The organism is Corynebacterium sp. LaCa_282 (assembly GCF_057198125.1).
In genome coordinates this window covers 1582971-1606927 of sequence record NZ_CP191095.1, presented here as the reverse complement: position 1 = coordinate 1606927, position 23957 = coordinate 1582971, and the positions used below count along the sequence as shown (strand labels likewise).

Annotated in this window: 21 protein-coding genes and 1 pseudogene; 7 read left to right on the top strand and 15 right to left on the bottom strand. The window is 58.7% G+C overall.

Annotation, left to right across the window (positions count from 1 at the left end; genetic code table 11):
• Positions 1 to 10: 10 nt before the first annotated feature.
• Positions 11 to 1465, top strand: coding sequence for a glyceraldehyde-3-phosphate dehydrogenase (locus ACP8KU_RS07515; RefSeq protein WP_005279979.1), 1455 nt, complete (start codon positions 11 to 13; stop codon positions 1463 to 1465).
• 46 nt (positions 1466 to 1511) lie between these two features.
• Here ACP8KU_RS07515 and ACP8KU_RS07510 read toward each other — a convergent pair whose 3' ends face one another.
• The 7 genes from ACP8KU_RS07510 to pth form a co-directional block, all read right to left on the bottom strand.
• Entirely contained in the window at positions 1512 to 2909 is a 1398-nt protein-coding gene (locus tag ACP8KU_RS07510; RefSeq protein ID WP_484483541.1) for an ABC-2 family transporter permease, read from the bottom strand.
• 91 nt (positions 2910 to 3000) lie between these two features.
• A complete protein-coding gene (locus tag ACP8KU_RS07505; RefSeq protein ID WP_284899964.1) occupies positions 3001 to 3714 on the bottom strand; it encodes an ATP-binding cassette domain-containing protein in 714 nt (237 codons plus the stop codon).
• An 85-nt stretch (positions 3715 to 3799) separates the two neighbouring features.
• A complete protein-coding gene (locus tag ACP8KU_RS07500) occupies positions 3800 to 4459 on the bottom strand; it encodes a response regulator transcription factor (RefSeq protein WP_484483540.1) in 660 nt (219 codons plus the stop codon).
• Positions 4452 to 5630 carry a sensor histidine kinase gene (locus tag ACP8KU_RS07495; RefSeq protein WP_484483539.1) on the bottom strand — a complete coding sequence of 393 codons (1179 nt, stop codon included), beginning with the start codon at positions 5628 to 5630 and terminating at the stop codon, positions 4452 to 4454. The genes ACP8KU_RS07500 and ACP8KU_RS07495 overlap by 8 nt, the downstream gene beginning before the upstream one ends.
• 30 nt (positions 5631 to 5660) lie before the next feature.
• Positions 5661 to 6536, bottom strand: coding sequence for a polyphosphate kinase 2 (ppk2, locus tag ACP8KU_RS07490; RefSeq protein WP_484483538.1), 876 nt, complete (start codon positions 6534 to 6536; stop codon positions 5661 to 5663).
• Between the two features lie 100 nt (positions 6537 to 6636).
• Complete coding sequence (locus tag ACP8KU_RS07485; protein WP_005279988.1) at positions 6637 to 7476, bottom strand: fumarylacetoacetate hydrolase family protein; 840 nt, start codon at positions 7474 to 7476, stop codon at positions 6637 to 6639.
• 5 nt (positions 7477 to 7481) lie between these two features.
• Positions 7482 to 8015: an aminoacyl-tRNA hydrolase gene (gene pth / locus ACP8KU_RS07480; RefSeq protein ID WP_302525191.1), complete on the bottom strand. Its 534-nt coding sequence runs from the start codon at positions 8013 to 8015 to the stop codon at positions 7482 to 7484.
• A gap of 154 nt (positions 8016 to 8169) precedes the next feature.
• Here pth and ACP8KU_RS07475 point away from each other — a divergent pair, with 154 nt between their 5' ends.
• Complete coding sequence (locus ACP8KU_RS07475) at positions 8170 to 8325, top strand: hypothetical protein (protein ID WP_005279990.1); 156 nt, start codon at positions 8170 to 8172, stop codon at positions 8323 to 8325.
• A gap of 73 nt (positions 8326 to 8398) precedes the next feature.
• On the opposite strand, the gene ACP8KU_RS07470 is transcribed toward ACP8KU_RS07475, so the two are convergent.
• The 4 genes from ACP8KU_RS07470 to ACP8KU_RS07455 all read right to left on the bottom strand — a co-directional run bounded on the left by ACP8KU_RS07470 (position 8399) and on the right by ACP8KU_RS07455 (position 13235).
• Positions 8399 to 9064: a 50S ribosomal protein L25/general stress protein Ctc gene (locus tag ACP8KU_RS07470; RefSeq protein ID WP_005279991.1), complete on the bottom strand. Its 666-nt coding sequence runs from the start codon at positions 9062 to 9064 to the stop codon at positions 8399 to 8401.
• 468 nt (positions 9065 to 9532) lie between these two features.
• Positions 9533 to 10507 carry a ribose-phosphate diphosphokinase gene (locus ACP8KU_RS07465; RefSeq protein WP_005279993.1) on the bottom strand — a complete coding sequence of 325 codons (975 nt, stop codon included), beginning with the start codon at positions 10505 to 10507 and terminating at the stop codon, positions 9533 to 9535.
• A gap of 16 nt (positions 10508 to 10523) precedes the next feature.
• A complete protein-coding gene (gene glmU / locus ACP8KU_RS07460; protein ID WP_284644182.1) occupies positions 10524 to 11969 on the bottom strand; it encodes a bifunctional UDP-N-acetylglucosamine diphosphorylase/glucosamine-1-phosphate N-acetyltransferase GlmU in 1446 nt (481 codons plus the stop codon).
• A 69-nt stretch (positions 11970 to 12038) separates the two neighbouring features.
• A complete protein-coding gene (locus ACP8KU_RS07455; RefSeq protein WP_284644184.1) occupies positions 12039 to 13235 on the bottom strand; it encodes an MFS transporter in 1197 nt (398 codons plus the stop codon).
• 137 nt (positions 13236 to 13372) lie between these two features.
• Here ACP8KU_RS07455 and ACP8KU_RS07450 point away from each other — a divergent pair, with 137 nt between their 5' ends.
• Positions 13373 to 14089 (top strand): trimeric intracellular cation channel family protein, encoded by a 717-nt coding sequence (locus ACP8KU_RS07450; RefSeq protein WP_005279998.1) that lies wholly within the window; start codon positions 13373 to 13375, stop codon positions 14087 to 14089.
• Positions 14090 to 14127: 38 nt separating this feature from the next.
• Here the strand turns inward: ACP8KU_RS07450 and ACP8KU_RS07445 are convergent, their stop codons facing one another.
• Positions 14128 to 14274 carry a hypothetical protein gene (locus tag ACP8KU_RS07445; protein WP_005280000.1) on the bottom strand — a complete coding sequence of 49 codons (147 nt, stop codon included), beginning with the start codon at positions 14272 to 14274 and terminating at the stop codon, positions 14128 to 14130.
• Positions 14275 to 14323: 49 nt separating this feature from the next.
• Positions 14324 to 14944 carry an Ltp family lipoprotein gene (locus ACP8KU_RS07440; RefSeq protein ID WP_005280001.1) on the bottom strand — a complete coding sequence of 207 codons (621 nt, stop codon included), beginning with the start codon at positions 14942 to 14944 and terminating at the stop codon, positions 14324 to 14326.
• A gap of 222 nt (positions 14945 to 15166) precedes the next feature.
• Here ACP8KU_RS07440 and ACP8KU_RS07435 point away from each other — a divergent pair.
• From ACP8KU_RS07435 to mfd, 4 genes and pseudogenes are all read left to right on the top strand, one after another.
• A pseudogene (locus ACP8KU_RS07435) lies at positions 15167 to 16165 on the top strand (DUF4300 family protein).
• A gap of 353 nt (positions 16166 to 16518) precedes the next feature.
• Entirely contained in the window at positions 16519 to 16992 is a 474-nt protein-coding gene (locus ACP8KU_RS07430) for a hypothetical protein (protein ID WP_005280005.1), read from the top strand.
• A 729-nt stretch (positions 16993 to 17721) separates the two neighbouring features.
• Positions 17722 to 18339: a TetR/AcrR family transcriptional regulator gene (locus ACP8KU_RS07425; protein ID WP_005280007.1), complete on the top strand. Its 618-nt coding sequence runs from the start codon at positions 17722 to 17724 to the stop codon at positions 18337 to 18339.
• Positions 18340 to 21981, top strand: coding sequence for a transcription-repair coupling factor (mfd, locus tag ACP8KU_RS07420; RefSeq protein WP_484483537.1), 3642 nt, complete (start codon positions 18340 to 18342; stop codon positions 21979 to 21981).
• An 11-nt stretch (positions 21982 to 21992) separates the two neighbouring features.
• On the opposite strand, the gene nadC is transcribed toward mfd, so the two are convergent.
• Positions 21993 to 22922, bottom strand: a complete 930-nt coding sequence (gene nadC, locus ACP8KU_RS07415; protein ID WP_237800411.1) for a carboxylating nicotinate-nucleotide diphosphorylase — start codon at positions 22920 to 22922, stop codon at positions 21993 to 21995.
• Entirely contained in the window at positions 22923 to 23921 is a 999-nt protein-coding gene (gene nadA / locus ACP8KU_RS07410; RefSeq protein WP_042403631.1) for a quinolinate synthase NadA, read from the bottom strand.
• Positions 23922 to 23957: the final 36 nt, after the last annotated feature.

Sequence of the window (23957 nt, the reverse complement as noted above, 5' to 3'; positions counted from 1 at the left end):
ATGGAGCCTCGTGACTGCGAACGCACATATTGGACATGATGACTGGAACGAGCGCCTCGAATTGGCGCAACAGATGATTCCCCTCATCCACCAACTGCACCGCAATAACAACGTCGTCGCCACCATTTTCGGCCGCCCGCTGGTGGGGCAGACCGATATCGACATCATCAAGTCCCACCGCTACGGACGCCGCATTGCCCAGCGCCAGCTCTCCACGGCAGAAACCCTGCCCATCCTGTCCGAGTTAGCGGATATGAACCTAAGCTCCGCGTCCATCGACGTCGGACGCCTCCTCTTGGGCTTTGAAGAGTCGGGCGAAGATGACCTGCGCCGCTACCTCGAAGATGAACTCACGGAAATCGTCGGTGCCGGCGAGGACATCGACCCAACCGATGTCGTGCTGTACGGCTTTGGCCGCATCGGCCGCCTCCTTGCCCGCATCCTCGTCGCCCGCGAGGCTGCTTACGGCGGCGTGCGCCTGCGCGCGATCGTGGTGCGCAATAAGGGCGAAGGGGACATCATCAAGCGCGCCAGCCTCCTGCGCCGCGATTCCGTCCACGGCGCCTTCAACGGCACCATCAGCGTGGATGAGGAAGAACAGGTTATCTGGGCCAATGGCACCAAGATCCAGATGATCTACGCCAATGACCCAGCCACGATCGATTACACCGAATACGGCATCAACAACGCCGTGCTGGTGGATAACACCGGTGTTTGGCGCGATAAGGAAGGCCTGTCCCAGCACCTGGAGGCCAAGGGCGTGGCTCGCGTGCTGCTGACCGCGCCGGGCAAGGGCGATATTAAAAACATCGTCTTTGGCATCAACGATTCCGCTATTACCGATGACGATAAGATCCTCTCCGCCGCATCGTGCACCACCAACGGCATCACCCCGGTGCTCAAGGTCATCAATGACCGCTACGGCGTGGCGCACGGCCACGTGGAAACCGCGCACTCGTTTACCAATGACCAAAACCTCATTGATAACTACCACAAGGGCGAGCGCCGTGGCCGCGCCGCTGGCCTGAACATGGTTCTTGCCGCCACCGGTGCCGCCAAGGCCGTGGCCAAGGCCCTGCCGGAGTTCGAGGGCAAGCTGACCGGTAACGCCATCCGCGTTCCCACCCCGGATGTGTCCATGGCGGTGCTTAACCTGGAGCTGGAGCAAGAAGTCGACCGCGATGAGGTCAATGACTTCCTGCGTAACGTCTCCCTGCACTCGGATCTGCGCCAGCAGATTTCCTACATCGCCTCCCCAGAGGTCGTCTCTAGCGACTTCGTGGGCAATACCAATGCCGGCATCGTCGATGGCATCGCCACCATCGCCTCCGGCAAGCACTTGGTGCTCTATGTCTGGTACGACAACGAGTTTGGTTACTCCAACCAGGTCATCCGCGTGGTGGAAGGGCTTTCTAATGCCCGCCCGGTGGTCCTGCCCAAGCGCGTATCTCCCTCTGAGCTTTAAGCTCGCATAGTTTAAGGCCCGCGGAGTCCCCGCGGGCCTTAGTTATTTAATCGGTAGGGCGAAGTGCCCGTGTGCGCAGCAACCGCCTGGCGGCCCACGAAGTAATGGCGGCGAAAAGCAGGGTCATTATCGCAGCACAGGCGTAGCGGCCAGGAGAATCCGCATTCATCGGCCAGGCGGGGAAAGCAACGAGCCAGAGGACGGTCTTTGCAAGGACATCGCCGCCTACCGTCACGGAGACAATGGTGCCGATGATGGTGAGAACTAGCGAGCTCCAGATACCAAAGCGGATCACCATGATGAGCGAGACCACCGCGAGCACGTACCCGACGCCGATGGCTAGCGGCAGTTGGGCGAGCACAGCTAGGGTGGCTTCACCCGCGAAGATAACTGCGACCGAAGCACACGTGCACACCGCTGCGATGATGCCCAGTAACCACAGGAGAAGGGCAGTAGAGCAGTGGCGAGATTCTGTATAGACAATCGGCCACGCGCCCGAGAACCCCGGCCAGACCAGTACAGGAAGTACACCGGCACCCACGGGGAGAAGCAGAAATACGAAGAATCCCTGTACATAGCGTGGTGGGTAGTAAAGGGCAATAAAGATCAGCGCTAAGGCGCTTAATACCAAGCACGTAATGACCGCTGGCGTCATTATGGCCCGGTGAAAGCCCCGGAGCGCATCGGAAAGGCGGGAGCAGGCAGCGGCACGAGAGGCACTCGCAGGCTGCCACCCTTGAGCTGGCGTGGCGGCGGTACTGGTCGTGGGTATCGCTACGCGTCGGCGTCGGGAAAGCGGACGTACTCGCCGAGGCGTCATGGTCGCGGTCAAAGAGCCTGCTACAGCGAGGATGAGGCATAACGCCAGTGCAGGAAGAGGGCTTTCCTGCAGGAGTGGATCGCCAGGCTCGAGCGGAACCGAATTTTGGTGGATACGCAGCGCAGGTAACAGTAACCGCAGCGGCCAGGCGGGTGGGAAGGCCCACCATAGCTGCCCCTCGACAACGCGAGGAAGCACGCTAATGACCTGCCAGATAACCGCGAGGATAAGTGTGACGGCAAGGCCCAGCCTGCGGGCGCATGCGGTCGCAAGCCCCGCGATGCCGATGGCTCCGAGGAAAGAATAAGCCCCAGCGATGAGAAGCAGCTGGTGGTCTGCACGCCCTTGCGCTGCAACCGCCGCCCAGGACAGACCGAAATTAAGAAGGTGAAAAACTGCGAGGCTTACCACGACGAAGAGGAACCGGGACGCGTGCTCGTAGCGAGGATGAAGCCGGCGCCATAGGGTGCCGCCGCCGCGGCTGAGCACCTCGCGGCGCTCTGGAACGCCAGCAAAAAGCGCTATGAGTGGAGCGTACATGCCGGTGATAAACATGGACTGCCAGCCAAGAACCCCGGTAGCGTCCTCGGCGGAGGAGGCGAAGGCTGAAAAGAATACCGTCATTACCACCAGAGGCAGGGCGAGCAAGGGTAACCACTGCAGGGCGCTGCCGCGGCTGCGCAGTAGTTCCGCTGAGAGATACCGTCGATACTGGTTACTCATCGGTCTCACCATCTGCAGAAGTCAGGCGGAAGAATTCGGCTTCCAATTCACCGCTGGGGGCCAGTTCTTGTAGGGAGCCGGAGTACCGGATAGTGCCTTGGGACAAAATAGTGATGTCGTGGGCTAGGTGAAGGACCTCACCGAGTTGATGGGAGCTGACCACGACTGTGTGCCCAGCGGCGGCGAGCTGCTGGAGGAGTTTGCGGAGCTCCGCGATGCCCTGTGGATCGAGTCCATTTTGCGGTTCATCGAGCAATAAGATTTCTGGATCACCGAGTAGGGCTTGGGCTAAGGCCAAGCGGGCTTTCATTCCGGTGGAAAAAGACTTTGCCTTCTTAGAACCAGCCCCGGCTAGACCAGCAATGTGCAAGACACGGTCGATTTCAGTATCAGGCAATCCGAGAAGGCGGGTATGCACGCGGAGGTTATCCGTAGCAGAAAGGTGGCCATAGAAAGCCGGCCCGTTAACCGAGGCACCAACATGGTCGAGAACTTCCCGTGACCATGGTTTGCCAGCCACGCGCACCGTTCCCGAATCGGCGGGTAGCAGCCCGAGGAAAATGGAAAACAAGGTGGACTTGCCGGCGCCATTTCTCCCGAGCACAGCGTGTACGCGGCCAGGCGAAACGTGAAAACTTATATCCCGCAGTACTGCCTGGGAGCCGAAAGACTTTGTGATGTGTTCGAAAGAAACCTCATAGCTCATACGAAAAGTATGAGCCGCGCTACTGCCTTGATCTTCAGCCCTCGAGACGGTCTTCGCGCCGGGGTAGTCCTACCACAGTAGGAGGCTAGGCAATGCCAGCTTTGTGCGCCAGCAGTACCAAAGCCACGCGGTCGCGTGCAGCTAGCTTGGACATCAGAGCGGAGACATGCGTTTTTACCGTGGTATCTGCGATAGACATGTGGCCGGCAATCTCGCTATTTGTAGCACCGCGCGCGATGAGCGTGAGCACCTCCATCTCGCGCCGAGTAACTAGGCTCAGTCCTTGGCGCTCGTGCGGACTGAGCTGGCTGTGCGTTAGCGCCTTGCGGTAGCCCTCTAAAACAGGGCCCGTTACCTGGGCGGCGAGGACAGACTCGCCCCTGGCAACGTCGCGTACGGCTTCTACCAGAACCTCTGGGTCGGCGTCTTTTAGCAAGAATCCATGCGCACCGGCGGCAATAGATTGCGATACCAGATCCTCTTCATTGAACGTGGTGAGCATGATAATCTGGCAGTTAGGGGTGCGGGAAAGAATGGCTTGGGCCGCGGCAATTCCATCCATGCCCGGCATTCGTATATCCAAAATGGCCACATCGATGCGGTGGCGAAGTGCCAAGGAAACGGCATCGGCTCCGGAGGTTGCGGTAGCCACCACCTCAATATCTTCCTGCGCGTTCAAGATGGTCGATAAGGCAGCGACGAGCATTGCTTGATCGTCTGCAAGCATGACGCGAATCTTAGGCATGGTTGTCCTTGTGTAGTGGTAGTTCCGCAGTCAGTGTAAATTTCTGGGCATCACCATTGCTGGTTAAGTGTCCGCCTAACGCTTGGGCGCGTTCCTTAACTCCCACCAAACCCACGCCGCTGCCGGATACCTCACTGGGCGTAGGCGACGTAGCGGTGGAGGTGAGGGTGACTCGTGCGGCATCGGAAAGCGTAAGTTTTAGCTGCACATGCGTGCCGGGGCCTTGATGGCGCAAGGCATTGGTCAGCCCTTCAGAAATGATGCGCACCAGGGCTAGCTGAGTCAGCGCGGAAACCTCGAAGGAGGAAGGCAATTCCGCGTCAATCTCCAGACCAGCGGTGCGAAAGCCATCGATGATGCCCTGTACATGCTCGAGCTGCTGCGCGGGTTCCAAAGCCGTAGGCCCCGTACTGCGTAGTGCCGTGACGATGCCGCGCACTTCCTCCAGCGCGGAATCCGCACCATCGCGAATACTCTTCAAGGTGTCCTCTGCGGCGGTCGAATCCGTTCGCGCGGCGATAATCCCGGCATTTGCCTGAACCTTGATCAAGGTGAGGGAATGGGCCAAGACATCGTGCAATTCCCGGGCGACGAGTAAGCGCTCTTCCTCCTGCGCTTGGTGGAATCGTTCTTGGGCTAAGCGCTCGCGTTGCCTATCCAGGTCAAAATAGCGTGCGGCGATGAAATAGGCGCTGCCGAGCACTGCCCAATGCACCACCAGCAAGGTGATGTAGCGGCGATCGAGCTGGAAAGATAATAAAAAGGACTCGGGGTCAATGCGCCACATCGCGGGCGATATAAAGGAACCCAAAAGCGCCGCGGTAAGCACCGCGCGGGGAATTGAGCGGCGTTCCACGTAGCGGGAGGTGGCGTAGACGGCCATCGGCGCGGTCAATGCCCATGGAGTAACCCCGAGGTTGGCTGGTAGCTGGCTTATCCACGCCGCGGCCCACGCACCAAGGAGGACAATAAAGCCAGCTGCACTGAGTACTGGTTTGGTACGCCAGACCCAGATGAAGGGCAAGAATAAAAGCGAAAGCGCTGCTTGGATGAGCTCGATAGCTCCTGGAGCCGCCCAAGCCCCGATGAGATAAAACAGCGCGATGAGCGCTGCCACCGCGGTGAGGATTTTATCCCCTAAGCGTGCTTTTGCCACGGTGTCAATGCTCATAGTCGGACATAGTAGTACGCCTTCGGGGGACTACTTCTTTTTGTCCTCCTTCTTGCCTTTCTTCTTCCCTTTCTTTTTAGACGAGTCCTCTAGCTTGGCGGCTACATCCGGTACGTAACGGAACTCTTCGCGGTCTGGGCGCTCGTAGGTCTTGCCATCGGAATCGGGACGGTGCGGGATCTCCGGCAACTCGCGCTCGATCTTCTCGTAAGGGATCGTATTGAGCAGGTGCGAAATGACGTTGATGCGCGAGCGTTTTTTATCCTCGGACTCCACGGTGTACCACGGCGCGGTCGGGGTATCGGTGTGGATGAACATGGCATCCTTGGCGCGGGAGTAGTCCTCCCAGCGGGTAATGGATTGCAGATCCATGGGGGAGAGCTTCCAGCGGCGCAGCGGATCATTGCGGCGGGATTCAAAGCGCTTAATCTGCTCTTCATCGGAGACAGAGAACCAGTACTTGCGCAGGATAATGCCGTCTTCCACAAGCATCTGCTCAAAGGTGGGAGCCTGGTGCAAGAAACGGACGTATTCTTGGTCGGTGCAAAAGCCCATGACGCGCTCAACGCCGGCGCGGTTGTACCAAGAGCGGTCAAAGATGACGATTTCGCCCTTGGTGGGCAGCTTTTCCACGTAGCGCTGGAAATACCACTGTCCCTGCTCGCGCGAGTTCGGGGCCGGTAGTGCCTCGATGCGGCAGGTACGGGGGTTGAGGTACTGCGTGATGCGCTTAATGGCAGAACCCTTGCCGGCGGCGTCGCGGCCTTCCATGATGATGACCACGCGGGCGCCGGTTTCAACGACCCACTGCTGCATATCGACGAGCTCTGCTTGCAACCGCTCGAGCTCTTTTTCGTAGGCCTTCTTATTCAGCTTCTTAGGGGATTTGCTGCTTTTGGTGCTCATTCTTCCAGCTTAACGGCTTGGTAGCCCTATCTAGAAAACTGGTGTGCCCTCGTTGGAGTGAGAACCCAGCCACAGCATGTGCGGGGTATGTGCAACAGGCTTAGAGGCCGGGCTCGCCGTAGCGAGTGGTATTAGAAATATGGCCGAGCCCTTCGATATCGATGGCTACCGTATCGCCATCCTGGAGGAATTGTTGCGGGTCGCGGGCAAACCCAACGCCTTCGGGCGTACCGGTCACGATGACGTCACCGGGGTTGAGGGGATAGAGCTGTGAGCAAAATTCGATGAGCTCAGCGATGGAAAAGATGAGGTCATCGGTATTGTCTTGCTGGCGCACCTCGCCATTAACCGTGGTGGTCAGCCGCGCGCTACCACCTGGCGCCCATTCATCAGGGGTGGTCAGCCAAGGCCCAAACCCTGCGGTGCGATAAAAAGACTTGCCAGCGTGGAATTGGCTGGTCTGGCGCTGAAAATCGCGCAGGGTGTAGTCATTCATGATGGAATACCCCGCCACGTAATCCAATGCGTCCGCGCGGGTTACGCGGTGCGCGCGCTCGCCGATGACCACCGCTAGCTCACCCTCATAGTCCAGCTTCTGGGTAGCGTATTCGGGGATATAGACGTCATCGAAGGGGCCGGTCAGGGCATCGGCGAACTTGATAAACAGCGTGGGGTGCTCGGGAAAGTCGCGGCCCATTTCCCGGATATGTTTGGCGTAATTAAGGCCTACGCAGATGATTTTTCCTGGCGTTGGGACGACTGCTTCTAAATCATGCTGATCAAAGACTATCGGCTCGCCGGATAGCTGTGCGGCCTTGCGCCAATCTTCGCTGCGCAGCAGCGCTCCTACGTCTTCGTAGTCCAGCTCCACTCCCACATTATCGCCTTCAATGCGGATTGCGGAGGTGCCGAACGCGGTGCGAAGAGTAGCCAATTTCATGCCAGCTAGTCTAGCGCACTCCTTATTTCTGCTACCGCGTCAGCGCAGAGGATAGGGATTTCCACCTTTTCTTGGTTGGACCATGGCTTGAGCACAAACGATGCCGGATCCATCCGGCCTGGCGGCCTTCCGATGCCGATGGAAAGACGCTGATAGTTCTTAGTACCGAGCGACTTCGTAGTAGAGCGCAGACCGTTGTGCCCGTGATCGCCACCGCCTTGGCGCAATTTCACGGTCCCGAAGTCGAACTCTAATTCATCGTGCACCACCACAATATCCGCGGGCGCCAGATGGAAGTACTGGGCGAGTGCCTTGATCGGCCCGCCAGAAAGATTCATAAAGGACCGCGGTTTAGCGCAGATTACCTTGCGGCCGGATAGCATTCCTTCCGCAACCTCGGTATTAGTCTTCTTATGTACCGAAAAGCTGCTCATTAATTCACCGGCGAGCTCATCGGCAACGTCGAAGCCGATATTGTGCCGCGTGCCTGAATATTTCGGGCCAGGATTGCCAAGGCCTACTACGAGTAGTGGAGTCACTGCATTATTGTCGCATAGATTGAAATTCTATTGGAAATACACTTCCATGCTCCATAGAATATGCCGCCGAGTATCATTGCTGCTCGGTTGCTAAAAATACCTCTTACAGCGGTGGACTTGGAGAAGTATCGTAGTGATTAAGGAGGTGCGTCCCATGCCCGAAAAACTACCTGAAGATGATCGCGAAACTGAAAAGATTCCTAGTAGCAAAGTTGCTGCTGCGCGGCTCATTATCAAACGCGCTAAGGAAGGCAAAGGCAAGATCGAAATCACGCCTAGAATTCGTGAACTTGCCGGACAAGATTTATAAAACCATCTATAAAACCACGATATCGCCGTGAGCAGCAATGCTCACGGCGATATGCGTTTGGGGGAGTGGGAAATTACTCCTCGGAGTCGTCGGACTCGGAGGACTCGCCTTCGCCCTCTTCGTCGACGGAGTCGGCACCAGCGTCGGCGCCGCCTTCCTCGGCAGCCTCAGCGGCCTCCTCGAGCTCCTCGTCAACCTCAGGCAGGGTGATGGAGAGGATAACGGTCTCTGGGTCTGCCACCAGGGTGGTGCCTTCCGGCATAGTGATGTCGGCGGCGGTGATGACCTCGCCGTCCTCGAGGCCCTCGATGGACAGCTCGATCTCTTCCGGAATGTTCAGTACGTCAGCCTCAACCATGAGGACGTCTGCATCCTGGATGTGCATGGTGCCCGGTGCGGACTCGCCGGTCAGGGTAATCGGAACCTCAACCTCGACCTTCTCGCCGCGCTTAATCAGCAGCAGGTCAACGTGGTCGATGTCCATGGTGAGCACGTTCTGGTCAACGTTCTTGACCATGGTCAGGTACTGCTCGCCCTCAATCTCGAGCTCCAGAACGGCGTTGACACCGTTGTTGCGAACGAGGGACTGGATGTCCAGCAGCGGCACTGCGAAGTGTACGGGCTCCTGGTCGCTACCGTAGATTACGCCGGGAACCTTCCAGTCGCGGCGCAGGCGGCGGGCGTAGCCCTTGCCAAAGACGGTACGTGGTTCTGCTTTAATAATTGGGCGCTCTGCCATGATGCAATCTCCTTTGTCGGTGTAGTGCGGCGAGGCTATCGAAGTTATAAAAACGACGAAAGCCTGCCGATGAACGTCTTGGACGAGTCATCGCAGGCGTCAATAAAAGCAACATGCTCTAACTTCAATCGCGTCGATAACGGCTTCCCAATTTTTGAGTCGCCCTCGCCGAGACTGAGTTAGATTAGCATCTCTCGGCCGACGAAACCAAAACCCACCCCGTTAATCTTCCTTCGCGCCCTTTCCTCTGATTACGCCCTTCACGCTCACCGGCGGCGCGTATGTCTGTAGCTCGGGTTACGCAGTGAGCGCGAAGGGCGGGTGGGAGAACAGCAGGCGGTAGTGCGGTAGTGCTTGCGTGTACCTGCGCCGCCCTTGGCGCTCACGGGGATGGAAAACACCAACACCCCGCCGTTCACGGTGAGCGCGAAGGGCGGGGTGTGAGGTGTAGTGCGACCGGCTAAACGCTTATGCGCGGTCGAAAAGGGTAGTTACGGAACCGTTTTCGAAGATCTCGTGGATGGTCCGAGCCAGAAGCGGGGCGATGGACAGGACCTTGAGGTTGGACCAGCCTTCGGTGGACTGCGGCAGGGTATCGGTGGTGATGACTTCCTCGGCGCCGCACTCGGACAGGCGCTCGCGGGCGGGGTCAGAGAATACGCCGTGGGTGCAGGCGATGATGACCTTCTTTGCACCTGCTTCCTTGAGTACGCGCACAGCACCGGCGATGGTGCCGCCGGTGTCAATCATGTCATCGAGAAGCACGCAGTCCTTGCCCTCAACTTCACCCACCACGCGGTTGGAGACCGTCTTATTGGCCTCGGTATTGGAGCGGGTCTTGTGCACGAAAGCCAGCGGGGCATCGCCCAAGTCGTGAGCCCACTTTTCGGCAACCTTCACGCGGCCGGCATCGGGGGAGACGACGGCGATGTTATCGGTGGCGTACTTGGACTTGATGTAGTCAGTCAAGATGGGCTGGGCGTGCATGTGGTCCACAGGGCCGTCGAAGAAGCCCTGGATCTGGTCCGTGTGCAGGTCCACCGAGACGATGCGGTCCGCGCCGGCTGCTTGCAGGAGGTCTGCGACCAGGCGGGCGGAGATGGGCTCGCGGCCCAAGTGCTTTTTATCCTGGCGCGCATATGGGTAGAACGGCAAGATTGCGGTGATGCGCTTGGCGGAACCACGCTTCAACGCATCGATCATGATGAGCTGTTCCATCAACCACTTATTGAGCGGTTGGGAATGCGATTGCATGACGAAGCAGTCAGCGCCGCGCACGGACTCTTCGAAGCGGATAAAGATTTCGCCATTGGCGAAGTCCCGGGCGGTGGTAGGAACCAGATCGGTGTTAAGTTCCTTTGCCACTGCCTCTGCCAATTCTGGGTGTGCGCGCCCAGAAAAGAGCTTCATGTTCTTGCTACTACCAGTTACCTTGCCAGTCATAGGAGAATATGCCCCTTTACTTTTCGTTGTCCTGTGCACGGGCTGCGGCTTGTGCCGCTGGGGTGCCCGGACGCTTCTTTTCAACCCAGCCTTCGATATTGCGCTGTTTGCCACCGGAGACTACGAGTGCTCCCGCGGGAACATCGTCTTTAATTACTGTACCCGCACCGGAGTACGCGCCATCACCGACATTGACCGGAGCGATAAACATCGTATCCGAGCCGGTGCGCACGTGGCTGCCAATGGTGGTGTGGTGCTTGTTCACACCGTCGTAATTGACGAAGACCGAGGATGCCCCGATATTGGATTCCTCGCCCACGGTGGCATCACCAATATAGGTAAGGTGCGGCACCTTGGTACCGCGGCCGAGCTCGGCATTCTTCGCCTCCACGAAGCCGCCGAGCTTGCCGTCTTCGCCCACGATGGTATTCGGGCGAATAAAGGTAAAAGGCCCGATCTTGGCGTTGACGCCGATGACGGAATCGCTGCCGTGGGTGCGGACGACGGACGCGCCGGTACCGATCTGCATATTCGTCAACGTGGAATCTGGGCCGATCTCGGCATTATCGGCAATGCTCGTTGCACCCCACAGCTGGGTGCCGGGGTGGATGGTGACATCGGTGCCGATGGTGACATTGACACCGATCCAAGTGGTCTCTGGATCGATGATGGTGGCGCCACCGCGCATAGCCTTTTCCACCATGCGGCGGTTGAGCTCGCGGCCAGCGGCGGCCAGCTGCACGCGGTCATTGACGCCGGCGAGTTCCTGCGGATCCGCGGCCACGTGCGCACCCACGCCATGCCCAGCGGTGCGGGCGATTTCGAGGACATCGGTAATGTAAAGCTCGCCCTGCGCATTATTGGTATCAAGCTTGGTCAGGGCATCGCGCAATGCTGCCGCATCGAAAGCGAAAACGCCGGAATTGACCTCATCAACCAAGCGCTGTTCATCGGTGGCATCCTTGTGCTCCACGATGGCGGAGACAGACCCATCCGTGTCGCGAATGATGCGGCCATAACCGGTGGGATCTGCAAGGCGCATGGACAGCACCGTGACCGCATTGCCTTGAGCAGTGTGGGTATCGCGCAACCCCTCGATGGTTTCTGGGGTCAAAAGCGGCACGTCACCATTGGTAACGATGATGGTGCCTTCAAAATCCGAAATCCGGGAAATCCCGCAGGACACGGCATGGCCGGTACCGCGCTGTTCTTCCTGCACGGCCTGCACAACCTCGCGGTCCAGCTCATTCGAAATCTTTTCTACGACGGGTGAGACCTGCTCGCGCTGGTGGCCCACGACGGTCACGAGGTGGTCTGGGTTAATTCCCGCCGCGGCGTGCAGCGCGTGTCCAAGCAGCGTGCGACCGCCAATTTCGTGCAAAGTCTTTTGCTTTGTGGATTTCATGCGCGTGCCGGCGCCCGCCGCGAGGACGACGACGGCACTTGGGGTAGTTGCTTCCACGGTCAACAAAACTCCTGGGGGTTGAGTTTGATTAGTTCTTCGGGCTTCATCATATAGTCCCTATTTAAACTATGTGCGAGAAACCTCCTTTAGGCTGCCCGCGCGCCACACGCCAACAAAGCCAACGAGCGCCAAGAAAATCAACGCTGCCTCTGGCCCCGCGAGAGCGATGACGGAAGAAATACCACCCACGATGAGCAAAATAATGCCCATCATTGTATTAGCGGCACCCACGTACTGCGTCCTTTTATCGCCGCCGGCCATATCCACAACGTAGGTCTTTCGGGCCACGCGGACTGCCGTATGCGCGAGGTTGACGGCAAAGAAGCCGAGCGGCATGACCCAAGCATTCACGGAGTCTGGGGCCCAATGGGAACTAACCACGATGAGCAGGATGATGACGGAGGAAATGGCCGCACCAGCCGCCATAGTGTTCTTGGAGGATCTATCCGAAAATATGCCAGAAACGCGCCCACCTACGAGCGAAGCCAGACCGGAGGCAAGCACGAAGCCGTAGATACCGGAAAGGTCATCGTGCAGCAGCACGATAAATGCGGTAGAAAGTGCCGAGACCAGCAACAGGGCGCGAACGATGACGAAGTTGCGGAATTGGGCATCGCCAGTAAAAAGCTTCCAGGTATCTGACCACCAGCTCTTATCGATGCCCTCTTGCTCCCCCTCCGGCACCGGCTCTTCCGCGTGCGAAAATACCCACGTAGCAATGGCCCAGGTAGAAGCGCCGACCAATAAAACGATGCCCATAGTGGAAATCGTGAGATCCCCCAAGAGGAATAAGATGACACCGGCTAACAGGGTGGCCCCGCCGCCCAAGGCCGCTGCTGATCCGGTGACCCGGCCGCGCTGGCCCTTGGAAATCGTGCGCGCCTGCACGTCCTTTCCCGCAATAGAACACAGAGCGCGGAATAAGGACAGCGCCGCCAAGGCGAGAAGCACGACCACGCCCAGCCATGCGCCGCGGATAAAGAATGCGGCGAGGGCGATGACGGCGCCGGAGATGGCTTGGCCGGTCGAGCCGATCATCCACAAGCGCTTGCGGGCGCGGTGCGTGGTCACCCAGGGGGTAAGGGCGGCTTGCGGCAGCATGGAGCCAGATTCCCGGATAGGGGTAAGCAGGCCGGTGAAGAAGGCGGGAACGCCTGCCGCATTAAAGAGTGCTGGCAGCACCGTTTTGGAGGCAACGATCTGATCGCCTAAATTTTGCAGGCCATTGGACCAGATGAAGTACCTGGCATTTGAGTTAGACATGAAAGAACTTTCGAGATAACCGAGACAAAGCGGGAGAACACTGTAATCCGGCCATAAGAGACCGTCTATCAACCTTACTCGCCAGCTACCCCTGGAAAGGGCGAAACCGGTGTGATCGGCTATGTTCAGTAGTTGTTATGCACGACGTGGATCCCCTCATCAACACGATGTACCAGGCCTTCGATCTGATCGGAGTGGCTTTGAACGGCATCATCGGCGGCACGATTGCCCGCCGCCGCGAATTCGACATCGTGGGATTTATTTTCCTCGCCCTCTTCTCTGGCCTGGCTGGCGGCATGATCCGCGACATGCTTATCGATGACGGCCCCGCCGCCGCTATTTCAGACCCCTGGTACCTGGGCCTTGCCTGCGCCGGCGCGCTGACCGCCTTCCTTATTGAACTGAAGGGAAAGGCGTGGGAGATTTTCCGCGAGCACGGCGATGCCATCATTTTGGGCATGTGGTCTACCACCGGTTGCGTGAAAGCACTGGCTGCGGGCATGCCCATGATCCCGTGCGTATTTTTGGGAGTTCTTACCGCCGTTGGTGGGGGAATGGTCCGCGATGTCGCCTCTGGACAAATCCCGTCCATTTTCGGCGGCAGCCCCCTCTACGCGGTGCCATCCATCGTTACCGGCATCGTCATGGTGACCTTTGCATCCTATGACCAATTTGCCATGGGCATGGTGGTTTCTCCGATCGTCGGCAGTGGCATGGCCATCATCTCCTACTGGCGGGGCTGGGTCCTGCCGCGCGCCGGGGTCGCGCCGGTGAACTACACCGCGGCACAGGTGGCCGCGATTGCCAAGAAGGCGGAGCTAAAAGGTTTTCGCCGCGGCCGGCGCAAGCGCTAGGGGACTAGACGCCTAGTCGGACCATGCCGTCGCCAGCTTTAAGGCAGGTTGGTGACGATGGCGATGATGACAAGGATAATAAGGACAAGAACGCTCCACCTAAGGAATGGATCCTTGGTTAAAGGCAACGGCTCCTGGGAGTCGTCATCAGGTTCCGGGGAAGACGTGGAGTGTGGAGCGTTCATGGCAGGAATCCTTTCGAGTGCAGTGGTGCCTCAATGCTAGTGAGGGTGACTACAGATTATCCACTGCGTACTGTGCTTCTTCTGCGGTGAACTTTTCACCGTATTCGCTGACGAGTTGGTCATAGATGGCGTTGGGGGACATGCTCATCATTTCTTCGTAATTGCGAGCCGTTTGAAGAGCATTATCGTGGTAGTCCGCTTCCAAATTATCAATGGCGTACTGGGCGGCTTCCGGGCTGAATTGCTCACCGTACTCGCTGCTGAGCTGGTCGTACAATCCCTGCTTGGACATGTGCATGGTGTCTGAGTACACCTTTGCGCTCTTCAGGGCATTCTTGAATTCGCGCGGGACGTCCTGGTCATCCTGCGCAGCGTGAGAATCTTCGCCTGCGTCAACCTCCTGAGCCTCTTCTTCTGGGTTGGCCTCCACAGTGTCTTGCTGGGTGGTTTGGTCCGTGGAGTTTGTGCTGCTGCTGTTTTCATCATCGCTGCCGCCCAAACCCGCAATGATGGAAATAACAATGAGGACACCGATGATGATTGCGCCCCATTTGAGGCACCCGCCCTTTTTCTTCTGCGGCGCGTCAGCTGGTGGTTGACCCACCGGTGGTTGGCCCGCGGGTTGAGAGTTATTGGAATACGGAGACGGAGAAGAGGAGGGGGTACTCATGGTGAGCGTTCCTTTCAATGTAGGTGGGGGAGTGAAAATTGTGCACCACTCGTCGAATCGCGGCCAAAGGTGCGAAGTTGCAACGTCAGTTACTAAATCAGGTGGGTCGGACATAAGGATGTGCCCACCGAGTAAATTCGCTAATAGGTGCGAAAATTGCCAGAAATACCCGCAAAATGTCTACCGGCCTATCGTGTGAGTGCTCTTTTTCGCTAGCATGTGATGATGCGCTTTTCCTACCTAACTGTCCCTTCCGTGGCAGCGTGTTTATTGTTAGCGGCCTGCTCGAATCCCGATAGTGGTGACACGAATCAAGCTGCGAGTGGTTCCGAATCTGCGTCGTCCTCTAGTGCCGCCGCGCACTCAAAGTCGGCGAGCGCACAGCATACGGAGATTCCGACCGCAGATGCCGATGCGTCGCAGCTTCTGGCGGGGATGACGATGAGCAATCTCGTCGATAAGCAATCGCAAGAAGTAGCCCGCACCGCGCTTGCCGATGCCGGAGTGCCACAAGAAAGCATCGACGGCTTTTTTGAATTGGTAGACGAATACAACACTGCCGTACCAACGGACAGCATGGTGGCCGAAGGCTTCACGGATTACGGGACGCAGGATCCGGACTACGATGTGGAGGCCATTTCAAAGGCCTGGAATGACCATCACGCGGATTATGTGGGTACCAATTGCCGCATCAATACCTTCACCTTGGCGGATTCGCTCTTTTCCGTTGATGACCAGGACAATCCCAATGACTCCTTGCTGTTTTTAGATCAACAGTCCCTAGATAATGCGCCGGATCAAATCTTTGATGAAGCCGAGCGCGCCAAGTTCGAGGCCTTCTATGGGAATGTGGAAACCACCATGGAACAAGATCCAGGGCAGCACATCGCCGATATCAAGGCTTATTTTAAAGACCGCGGCATCGAGTTCGCGGATACCGATGCCCGAGTGGTCTCGGTATTCTCGCACGATACCTTGACCGAACCGGCCACGCTTTTCATCGGACATACCGGCGTTGCCGTGCCATATGAGGATGGCTACCTATTCTTAGAAAAGCTTGCCTTCGATATGCCTTACCAGGCGGTAACGGTGAAGGACATGCAGTAGCTTAATGATTACCTGATGCATAAATACGACGACGGCCCCGATCTGGAATACGGCCAGCCCGTCATCTTTGACAATGATGACGTCATAGAAGGCATGCGCTACGCCAAGAAGTAAAAGGGCAGGGCTGGAAATAGGCCATCAACTAAATGGCCGTGGCCTGCTCCGACGGTTTGGGCAAATATCTATAATCGCGACCTCTCACACAAAACACCTGACCCGCCCTCAGCTCATGCGGTGGCGACTTTTGGTCTTGAAGGGTCGGCTAAGTGTATTAAGGCAAGCATAACCACGGTCACGTCGCGCGCTACTGTGATATATGCCTCACATTTCGGGCTTGCGATAGTTGATTGATATGTCCCTATAGGTATACTCACTAATCGTGTCGAGCTGGAGTTCTCAGAGGCTAGACACCGCCTCCCCAGCAAACGTTGGGAAAACTCACAAGACTCACAAGAAGGGTTGAAGACATGAAAATGAAGAATTACCGCCGCGTTTCCATCGCAGCTGCAACCGCCGCTCTGGGCCTGACTCTGGTGGCCTGCAGCGATAACGGCAGCTCCGCCCCAGCGACCGTTACTGAGACCGTTGCGTCGACTGATCAGGGCAACCAGAGCAACCAGAATGGTGGCAAGGAAACCGTCACCGTTACCTCTGGTGCTGATGCTAACGCGAACGGCGGCAACGCTGGTCAGGGCGGCCAGGCTGGTGGCAACGCAGCTACCAACGACCTGCCAACCGAAATCACCGGTTACTCCGGTGAGGCAGAGCGTGACCTCACCGAAGAGCGCCTGACCAAGGATGAAGTGACCCAGGTTCTGCAGCGTGCCCACAATGGTGAAGGCAAGGTCAAGTGGGACAACGACGGCTACTGGGAAGTTGAAGTTGGTGGCGTTGACATCGACATCGACAAGAACGGCCTGGTACTTAGCGTCGACCGCTAAATAGGTCATATTGCTTCTGTATAGGCTTTGTGACTATACAGAGCACTCAATAATTGGTTCTTTTTGAGAACCCAGCGGAACCGTCCGATGCGCATCTAGCGCACCGGACGGTTTTCTTATTGGCGGACCAACTGGTAGCAACAGCGTTGAGCGGTGGGGATTCAATAATGTGGTTGCAGGAGCAGCCCTTCTCCTTCGTCATCTCCTCTTGTGCACCTACCTGTTTTAATCGAAGGCGTTGCGCATCCTGCTGGTTATCGGACAGACCCACTGAAATTGTAGATGAGCCACGAGAAGTCTTTGACAGAGTTGAAGAGATGACGTATGTTCCGGCTAGGTGCTGGAGCCATAGTCTCAGACTAAAAGCAAGCGCCAGATGGGCCAAGTCTCAGACTTATCACCCATAAATAGCGGGTATCCATACCGCATTGATTCCCATACTTACCGCGACGCCTCACTTTCCTGTGAGGCGTTTGCTTTGCTGCAATGACCCAAGAATTCAAGGCAACCGGGAGAAAAAGAAGAGCCCGTAACCAGAAAACCGGTCAACGGGCAATAAAAATGCTTCCCCACCAGGACTCGAACCTAGAATGGCGGTACCAAAAACCGCAGTGTTGCCGATTACACCATGGGGAACCACAGCGAATGCTGTAGTCATAGCGTACCTGACGCCCCCGGGTAAATAACAAATTACTAGGTAGGGGTGGGGCAAAGGATAGGGTAGAGGGCATGGTTCGACAGAGAATGACCGGGCGCGAGCGCCGCGAGCAATTGATTTCTATTGGGCGCGCTGCTTTTGCGGAATTGGGGTTTGAAGGCACGAGCGTCGAAGAGATTGCGTCCCGCGCCGGCGTATCGAAGCCGGTGGTCTACGAGCATTTTGGGGGCAAGGAAGGCCTGTATGCGGTGGTCGTGGATCGGGAGATGCTGGCGCTGGAAGAAGTCATTAAGGATTCTTTAGAAGAAGGCAGTTGGCGCGAGCGCATCGAGCAGGCCGTGATGGCGCTGCTGAATTACGTTGAGGAAGAAACCGATGGTTTCATCATCTTGGTGCGCGATTCGAAGCCGGGCGAGGAACGCAGCTTTTCCACGCTGCTCAATGCCGCGGTGGGGCAGGTGGCCTATATCTTGGGCGAGGCTTTTGAACACCGCGGTATTAATCCGGAGCTGGCCAATATTTACGGGCAGGCCCTCGTGGGCATGGTGTCTACCACGGCGCAGTGGTGGTTGGATGAGCGCAGCCCGGATAAACCGGATAAGGAAGTCGTCGCTACGCATATAGTCAATCTATGCTGGAATGGTTTGTCCGGTATGGAAATTAAGCCCAAGCTAGGAGGCAGGAAGTAAATGGCGACGCCAATGCTGGCAGGTCTGCTTAAGGTCGCGGCCACAGACCCGAAGCTTAAGGGGCTCGTGGCCAATGTGGGCCAGGACCTGCACATTACGGGTATCGATCAGGCGCGCCCTTGGGCTCTTGGCACCTTGGCCCACCATGCGCCGGTGCTGGCGGTCACGGCCACCAGCCGCGAGGCCGAGGATCTCACCGCGGAGCTTACCGCCATGATGGGCGATAAAGTCGCGATGTTCCCGTCGTGGGAGACGCTGCCGCACGAGCGGCTGAGCCCGGGCGTGGATATCATCGGCAAGCGCGCGCAGGTGCTGCACAACATTGATGACCTGCGCATTATTGTAACGGCCGCACGCGGGCTGTCCCAGCCCATCCTGCAGGACATCGAGGGCCGCGCCCCGGTGCATCTGGAAGAAGACCACGAGTATAACTTCGATGATGTGGTGCGCAGCCTGGAATTTCGGGCGTATAAGCACGTGGACATGGTGGCCAAGCGCGGTGAGTTTGCCACCCGCGGCGGCATTATCGATGTCTTTCCCACCACCCTGGATTACCCGGTGCGCGTAGAGTTTTGGGGCGATGAGGTCACCGATATCCGCCAGTTTTCTGTTGCTGACCAGCGCACCATCCCGGAAATCGAGGTCGGTCGCGTGGATATCTTTACCGCCCGCGAGCTGCCGATTACGGATGCGGTGGCACAGCGCGCGGCCACATTGGCGGCGACGCATACCGGAAACCCGGCGCTGGTGGAGCTTTTGACCAAGGTCAGCGAACATATTCCGGCTGAAGGCATGGAGGCGGTTTTGCCCGTGCTTTCCGATGCCCCACTGATCACCCTCTCCGAGTTCCTCCCCGCCGCCACGCACGTGGTGATGATGGCGCCGGAAAAGATCAGGCGCCGCGTGGAGGATCTGGAAAAGACCGACGCGGAATTCCTGGCCGCCGGATGGGAGGCCGCGGCCATGGGCGCGGATGGCCCCTTGTCCACGGAAGGGCTCGATACCGAAGGTTCGAGCTACCGCTCCTTTGAGTCTCTGGAGGTCTCCATTCGCGAGGCCGGCCAGCCGCTGTGGACATTTTCCCCACCGGGCATGCTGGCCGGGCCAGAGGAAGAAACCCTGCCGCTCGAGTTCGAGCCCGGGCCCACCCCGCGCGGAGATATCAAAGAAATCGACGCCATGATGGCCCAGCTGCTCGCGCATACCAACGTCGGCGGGCGCGCGGCGTTTATCGCGCCCGCGCAGGGCGCCATCAAGCGCATGGTGGAACGCTTTGCCGAGCAGGGCATTCGCACCAAGGTGGCAACCCCCGGTTGGGAACCCAGCGCGGGCGAGGTCACCTTGTATCAGGCGCTTAGCCATGCCGGCTTGGTCTTTCCCAAGGTGCGCAAGCTCAAAGACGCTGAGGCACTCCCGCTCGTCGTGGTCACGGAAACGGATCTGACCGGTAACCGCGTTGGCGATATTGCAGACGCTAAGCGGCGGCCGGCCAAGCGCCGCAATAAGGTGGACCCGCTGGCGCTCAAGCAGGGCGATTTTGTGGTGCATGAAACGCACGGCATCGGCAAGTTTTTGAAGATGGCCGAGCGCACCATCCAATCTGGCGATGAGACCAGCCGGCGCGAATACATCGTGCTGGAGTATGCGCCCTCCAAGCGCGGGCAGCCGGCGGACCAGCTGTGGGTGCCGATGGATTCGCTGGATCTGCTGAGCAAATACACCGGCGGCGAATCGCCCCACCTTTCCAAGATGGGCGGCTCGGATTGGAAGAACACCAAGAAGAAGGCGCGCGCCGCCGTGCGCGAGATCGCCGGCGAATTGGTGGATCTCTATGCCAAGCGCCAGGCTGCACCGGGCCACCAGTTCGCGCCCGATAACCCCTGGCAGGCGGAGATGGAGGATAATTTCCCCTTCGTTGAAACCGAAGACCAGATGCTGGCCATCGACGCGGTGAAAGAGGACATGGAATCCACGGTGCCGATGGACCGCGTGGTCGTCGGCGATGTGGGCTATGGCAAGACCGAGGTCGCCATTCGCGCCGCCTTCAAAGCGGTCCAAGATGGCACCCAGGTCGCCGTCCTGGTGCCGACCACGCTGCTGGCGCAGCAGCACTTCGATACCTTTAGCGAGCGCATGGCCGGTTTCCCCGTCAAGATGGCGGTCCTATCGCGCTTTACCTCCAAGAAGGAAGCTACGGAGATCTTTAAGGGGCTTGCCGATGGCTCGATTGACATCGTCGTCGGCACGCACCGCCTGCTGCAAACCGGCGTGCACTGGAAGAACTTGGGCCTTATCGTCGTCGATGAGGAGCAGCGCTTTGGCGTAGAGCACAAGGAACACATTAAGGCGCTGAAAGCCAGCGTTGACGTGCTCACCATGTCCGCGACACCGATTCCCCGCACGCTGGAGATGTCCATGGCTGGCATCCGCGAAATGTCGACCATCCTCACCCCGCCAGAGGATCGACACCCGGTGTTGACTTATGTCGGTGCCTACGAGGACAAGCAGGTCGCGGCCGCTATTCGGCGCGAGCTGTTGCGCGATGGCCAGACCTTCTTTATCCACAATAAGGTCTCCGATATTGAAAAGAAGGCGCGCGAACTGCGCGACTTGGTGCCAGAAGCGCGCATCGTCGTCGCCCACGGTCAGATGAATGAGGACGTGCTGGAAAAGACCGTCCAGGGATTCTGGGACCGTGAGTATGACGTTTTGGTCTGTACCACGATCGTGGAAACCGGCCTGGATATCGCCAATGCCAATACGCTCATCGTGGAAAATGCCCACCATATGGGCTTGTCGCAGCTGCACCAGCTGCGCGGGCGCGTGGGCCGCTCCCGTGAGCGCGGTTATGCCTACTTCCTGTACCCCAAGGGTGCCACGCTGACCGAGACCTCCTATGACCGCCTGGCCACCATCGCCCAGAACAACGATCTGGGCGCCGGCATGGCCGTGGCCATGAAGGACCTGGAGATGCGCGGTGCCGGCAACGTGCTAGGCGCCCAGCAATCCGGCCATATCGCAGGCGTGGGCTTCGACCTCTACGTGCGCTTGGTGGGCGAGGCCGTCGAGGCCTTCAAGTCCCTGGCCCGCGGCGAGGCACCTGCGGTAACAGACGAGGGTCCGAAGGAAATCCGCATCGATCTCCCCGTGGATGCGCACATTCCAGAGTCCTATATCGACTCCGAGCGCCTGCGCCTCGAGGTTTACCGCAAGCTCGCGGCCTCGCAGGACAACAAGGATCTCGCGGCGGCGCGGGAGGAAATGGAAGACCGCTTCGGCCCCTTGCCCAAGGAGGTCGAGCGCTTGCTCGCCGTGGCGCGTCTGCGCCACCAAGCCCGCCGCGCCGGGGTGGCAGACATTACAGTGCAGGGCACCCGCGTGAAATTCCACCCGGTGGAACTGCCCGATTCCAAGCAGGTGCGCCTAAAGCGCCTCTACCCGGGCTCGAGCTTCCGGGCCGCGGCCAAGGCCATCAATGTGCCTTTCCCCAAGGCTGGGCGCAATGTCACTTCGCCCAAGCTGCGCGATGAGGAGCTCATCCAGTGGGCGGCGGACTTCTTGAGCGCGCTTTTTGATGTCCAACCCATCAACGTCTCCGGCGAGGAAGCCGGCGCCGGGTCGGTCATCAGCGTAGGCGAGTAGCCGGTCGGCGCTTAGGAGAAGTCCAAGCCGATATCCAGCACGCGCACCGAGTGGGTGAGGGCACCGACGGCGATAAAGTCCACGCCCGAGGTGCCGTACTCGCCGGCGTTTTCAAGCTGCAACCCGCCGGAGGCTTCTAGCGCCGTGGTTGGGCTGAGCGTGTTGCGGCGGTGGACGGCGGTGTGGACATCGGCAAGCGCGAAGTTATCCAGCAGGACCATATCCGGGTGCAGCGGGAGCACCTCCTCGAGCTGGTCTAAGGTATCGACCTCGACCTCGCAGGGGATATCCGGGGCGTGTTCGCGCACGCGGCGCAGGGCCGTTGCTACGCTGCCGCCCACGGCGAGCACGTGATTGTCCTTAATCATGGCGGCATCGCCCAAGCCCATGCGGTGGTTTGCCCCGCCGCCGGCGCGCACGGCGTATTTCTGCAGCGCGCGTAGGCCAGGCAGGGTCTTGCGGGTATCGCGCACCTGGGCCTGGTTAACGCCATCCGGCGTTCCTGTGTCCGCCGCCGCTGCTGCGATGGCATCGACCCAACGCCGGGTCTGCGTCGCGATGGCGCTTGCGTGCGAGACCATATTGAGCATGGTGCGCTCAGCGGTGAGCACCAAGAGGGTAGGCGCCTGCACCGTGGCGATGACCTGGCCTGGGGCAACGCGGTCGCCGTCGGTGGAGTGGAGGGTGATAGAGGGGGCATCGCCAAGCGTGGGGCCTGTATCCACGCCCCACTGGCTCAAGCGCTGGGCGGTCGCATCAAGGACCTGCTCTATAAGGCCCAAGCCTGCGATGGTACCGGCCTCGCGCGCGGTGAACTCCGCCGTGCAACGGGCCTTACCCGGCACTGTGGCAAGCGAGGTGTAATCCGGCCCATAAGCGAAATCCTCATCCAAGGCCGTGGCAATGAGCCCGGAGCAATCCGGCAGGCGCAGGTTTCCCATTTACTCGCCCCCGCCGGGGTTGCCAATGGAAATCATGGCTTCGAGGGACTTGCGCGCCGCATTCGCGGTATCTTCTGGCACCGTAACCTCATCGGTCTCTTCCACCAGGCAGCGCTCCAGGGCCTCTGGGGTGATCATCTTCATGTACTTGCACTCGGCGTGATCGTTGACGGCCTGGAAATCGATGTCTGGTGCGGCCTGGCGCAGCTGGTGCAGCATGCCGGTCTCGGTGGCAACGAGCACCTTGTTTTGGGGCTGCTTCTGGGACTGGGTGATCATCTGCCCAGTAGAGAGCATGTGCACGCGCTCTTGCGGCACTAAACCTTCGTTGGCCAGGTACAATGCAGAATTGGAGCACCCGCACTCCGGGTGGATATACAGGTCCGCGTCCGGGTTGTCTTGGGTCTGTTGGGTTAGCTGCTGGGCGCTAATGCCTGCATGCACGTGGCACTCACCGGCCCAAATGCGGATATTTTCCCGGCCGGTCTCGCGCTTGACGTAGGCGCCCAAGAACTGGTCTGGGCAAAAGAGGATCTCTTTATCCGCCGGCAGCGAGTTGACCACGTCGACGGCATTGGAGGAGGTACAGCAGACATCGGTTAGCGCCTTGACCTCAGCGGTGGTATTGACGTAGCTGACCACGAGGGCATCGGGGTGCTCGGCCTTCCAGGCGCGCAGCTCATCGGCGGTGATGGAATCTGCCAGGGAACACCCAGCGCGCTCATCGGGGATGAGAACCTTCTTATTTGGCGAAAGGATCTTGGCGGATTCCGCCATGAAGTGCACGCCGCAAAAGACGATGATATCTGCATCGGTTTCCGCCGCCTTGCGCGAGAGCGCCAAGGAATCACCGGTGTGGTGGGCAACGTCTTGGATCTCCGGGATCTGGTAATTATGGGCCAGGATCACGGCATTGCGCTGCTCCGCTAATTCTTTGATCCGCTCGGCCCAGGCCTTACCTGTTTCGGTGTCCGAACCGGCATAAGTGGCAGAGGGCATGACGCCAACATTCGTTTGAGTCACAAGTGCTCCAAA

What these genes read in the sequence shown, in the direction of transcription:
- ACP8KU_RS07510 (WP_484483541.1), bottom strand. Translation starts at nt 2,909, where the DNA reads ATGACGGTATTCTTTTCAGCCTTCGCCTCCTCCGCCGAGGACGCTACC.
- ACP8KU_RS07505 (WP_284899964.1), bottom strand. Translation starts at nt 3,714, where the DNA reads ATGAGCTATGAGGTTTCTTTCGAACACATCACAAAGTCTTTCGGCTCC.
- ACP8KU_RS07500 (WP_484483540.1), bottom strand. Translation starts at nt 4,459, where the DNA reads ATGCCTAAGATTCGCGTCATGCTTGCAGACGATCAAGCAATGCTCGTC.
- ACP8KU_RS07495 (WP_484483539.1), bottom strand. Translation starts at nt 5,630, where the DNA reads ATGAGCATTGACACCGTGGCAAAAGCACGCTTAGGGGATAAAATCCTC.
- ppk2 (WP_484483538.1), bottom strand. Translation starts at nt 6,536, where the DNA reads ATGAGCACCAAAAGCAGCAAATCCCCTAAGAAGCTGAATAAGAAGGCC.
- ACP8KU_RS07485 (WP_005279988.1), bottom strand. Translation starts at nt 7,476, where the DNA reads ATGAAATTGGCTACTCTTCGCACCGCGTTCGGCACCTCCGCAATCCGC.
- ACP8KU_RS07475 (WP_005279990.1), top strand. Translation starts at nt 8,170, where the DNA reads ATGCCCGAAAAACTACCTGAAGATGATCGCGAAACTGAAAAGATTCCT.
- ACP8KU_RS07470 (WP_005279991.1), bottom strand. Translation starts at nt 9,064, where the DNA reads ATGGCAGAGCGCCCAATTATTAAAGCAGAACCACGTACCGTCTTTGGC.
- ACP8KU_RS07465 (WP_005279993.1), bottom strand. Translation starts at nt 10,507, where the DNA reads ATGACTGGCAAGGTAACTGGTAGTAGCAAGAACATGAAGCTCTTTTCT.
- ACP8KU_RS07455 (WP_284644184.1), bottom strand. Translation starts at nt 13,235, where the DNA reads ATGTCTAACTCAAATGCCAGGTACTTCATCTGGTCCAATGGCCTGCAA.
- ACP8KU_RS07450 (WP_005279998.1), top strand. Translation starts at nt 13,373, where the DNA reads ATGCACGACGTGGATCCCCTCATCAACACGATGTACCAGGCCTTCGAT.
- ACP8KU_RS07445 (WP_005280000.1), bottom strand. Translation starts at nt 14,274, where the DNA reads ATGAACGCTCCACACTCCACGTCTTCCCCGGAACCTGATGACGACTCC.
- ACP8KU_RS07440 (WP_005280001.1), bottom strand. Translation starts at nt 14,944, where the DNA reads ATGAGTACCCCCTCCTCTTCTCCGTCTCCGTATTCCAATAACTCTCAA.
- ACP8KU_RS07430 (WP_005280005.1), top strand. Translation starts at nt 16,519, where the DNA reads ATGAAAATGAAGAATTACCGCCGCGTTTCCATCGCAGCTGCAACCGCC.
- ACP8KU_RS07425 (WP_005280007.1), top strand. Translation starts at nt 17,722, where the DNA reads ATGGTTCGACAGAGAATGACCGGGCGCGAGCGCCGCGAGCAATTGATT.
- mfd (WP_484483537.1), top strand. Translation starts at nt 18,340, where the DNA reads ATGGCGACGCCAATGCTGGCAGGTCTGCTTAAGGTCGCGGCCACAGAC.
- nadC (WP_237800411.1), bottom strand. Translation starts at nt 22,922, where the DNA reads ATGGGAAACCTGCGCCTGCCGGATTGCTCCGGGCTCATTGCCACGGCC.
- nadA (WP_042403631.1), bottom strand. Translation starts at nt 23,921, where the DNA reads ATGCCCTCTGCCACTTATGCCGGTTCGGACACCGAAACAGGTAAGGCC.